Raw genomic sequence first — 1,813 nt, forward strand, 5'->3', positions numbered from 1 at the left:
CATCACCTGTCCGAGCGACATCGAGCCTTCGAGGAATTTCGGCGCGCAAAGCAGGACCGGCACGACCGGCGCAAACAGGCTCGACCCCTGCGACACCAGCGCCGTGCGCATGTGCTGGCCCGTCAGCAGCGCCCATTGCCTGAGCACATGACCGAAATTCCTGTCGATGCCGCTGCGCTCCTCCTCCTCGCCGCCGAGCAATGCGATGCTCTCGCCGTTTTCGCGTACCCGCGTCAGCGTGTAGCGGAATTCGGCTTCCGCCTGGTTCTTCTGCTCGGAGAGGCGGACGAAATGCCGGCCGATGACCACCATCGACGTGGAGGTGATGGCGGCATAGATGACTGCGGTGATGACGAGGAAGCCGGGAATGGTCAGGTTTTCGCCACCGATCGGCAAAGTGAGCGCGCCGCCGATCGTCCACAGCACCACGATGAAGGTCGAGGCCGACAGGAACGCATTGAGGACGCCGGAGATGAAATCGACCGGTGACTCGGTGGCGATCCGCAGATCCTCCGTGAGGCGGGCTTCGGGGTTCGAGTGGTCGCCGGCGACGAGATTCAACTGGTAGTAGCGGCCATTGGCAAGCCAGCGTGCGATGACGGCGGTGGTCAGCCAGGAACGCCAGCGGCGCTGGATCGTCATGCGCAGATAGACCTGCGCGACCACAAGGCCCGCGCTTCCAGCGACGAGCGGCAGGAATATGGCGCTAAGCACATAAACGGTGTGGACGTTGCGTTGCTCGATGGCGTCGAAGAAGGAGCGGTTCCAGACGTTGATCCCGTATTGAAAGCCGACATTGACGCAGATCAGGATCAACAGCCCGATCGTGAGCGGCCAGGCAAGCCCATCGCCCCGCCTGGCCCAGTAGCCGCGCCCGCTGATCCAGAAACGCCGCAGCAGGTATTTCCGGCGCGCCTGCTCGGCTTCTTCGGGCGTCAGTTGCGGATCCGGCTCGACAGCCTCCGGTGGCGGTCCCGGCTGGCCGTCGACCTCGGGGGCAGCTTCGGCAGTCGGCGGTTTTTTTTCGCGCAGATCCTCTTGGCGCGGCCTGTGGTCACGCGGCGCTTGCTGTCGCGGCTTCAAGGCACCGCGCGGTTTGATGCCGTCGGCCTGTTTCAATTTGGGTTTCGCCTCGGACATACGCTCCGACAACGACCTCAAAATCAAAAGGTTTCACGACGACAGCCGATATCAATGCGCAGTGCCGTAGCCGGCTCCAAAAACCTTTTCGCCGCCGATCCAGACGCCCTTCGGGTCGAGATCGTCCGACAGCGCGACAATATCCGCAGCCGTGCCGTTGGCGAATCGGCCAAGCCGGTGCGACTGGCCGATTGCTTGCGCCGGATAGAGCGAAGCCATGCGCAAGGCCTCGGAAAGCTCGACCCCGATGACGCGGTGGGTGAAACGAATGGCCGAGATCATGTCGAGATCGGCGCCCGCCAGCGTTCCGTCGCCGAGCCGCAGGCTGCCATGCCTGCGATAGACGGTACGGCCGTTGAGCGTGAACGACGTCATGTCGGTGCCGATTGTCGCCATGGCGTCGGTGACCAGAACGATCCTGGCCGGCCCCTGCTTGGCGCGCAGTGCGATCTTGATGGTGGCCGGATCGACATGGATGCCGTCGGCGATGAGACCGGCCGACAAGGCGCCGATGTCGATGGCGGCGCCCGCCAGGCCAGGCTCGCGATTGCCGATCTGGCTCATCGCATTGAACAGGTGGGTAACCATCGAGGCGCCCGCCGCGGCAAAGGCGCTGGCGGTGGCGTAGCCGGTGTCGGAATGGCCAAGGCTGACGATGACGCCGGCCTTAGTC

General features: G+C 64.2%; 2 protein-coding genes. Both read right to left on the bottom strand.

Annotated elements, in window-relative coordinates:
* Positions 1-1,140 (bottom strand): SbmA/BacA-like family transporter (locus EN994_RS29650; RefSeq protein ID WP_164746332.1); only part of this gene is annotated, 1,140 nt, incomplete at its 3' end.
* 51 nt (positions 1,141-1,191) lie between these two features.
* On the bottom strand, positions 1,192-1,813 hold a 622-nt coding region (locus EN994_RS29655; protein WP_164746333.1), incomplete at its 5' end, for an amidohydrolase family protein.

Origin of the sequence: Mesorhizobium sp. M7A.F.Ca.CA.002.09.1.1 (assembly GCF_003998555.1) — a bacterium.
Taxonomy (GTDB): domain Bacteria; phylum Pseudomonadota; class Alphaproteobacteria; order Rhizobiales; family Rhizobiaceae; genus Mesorhizobium; species Mesorhizobium ciceri.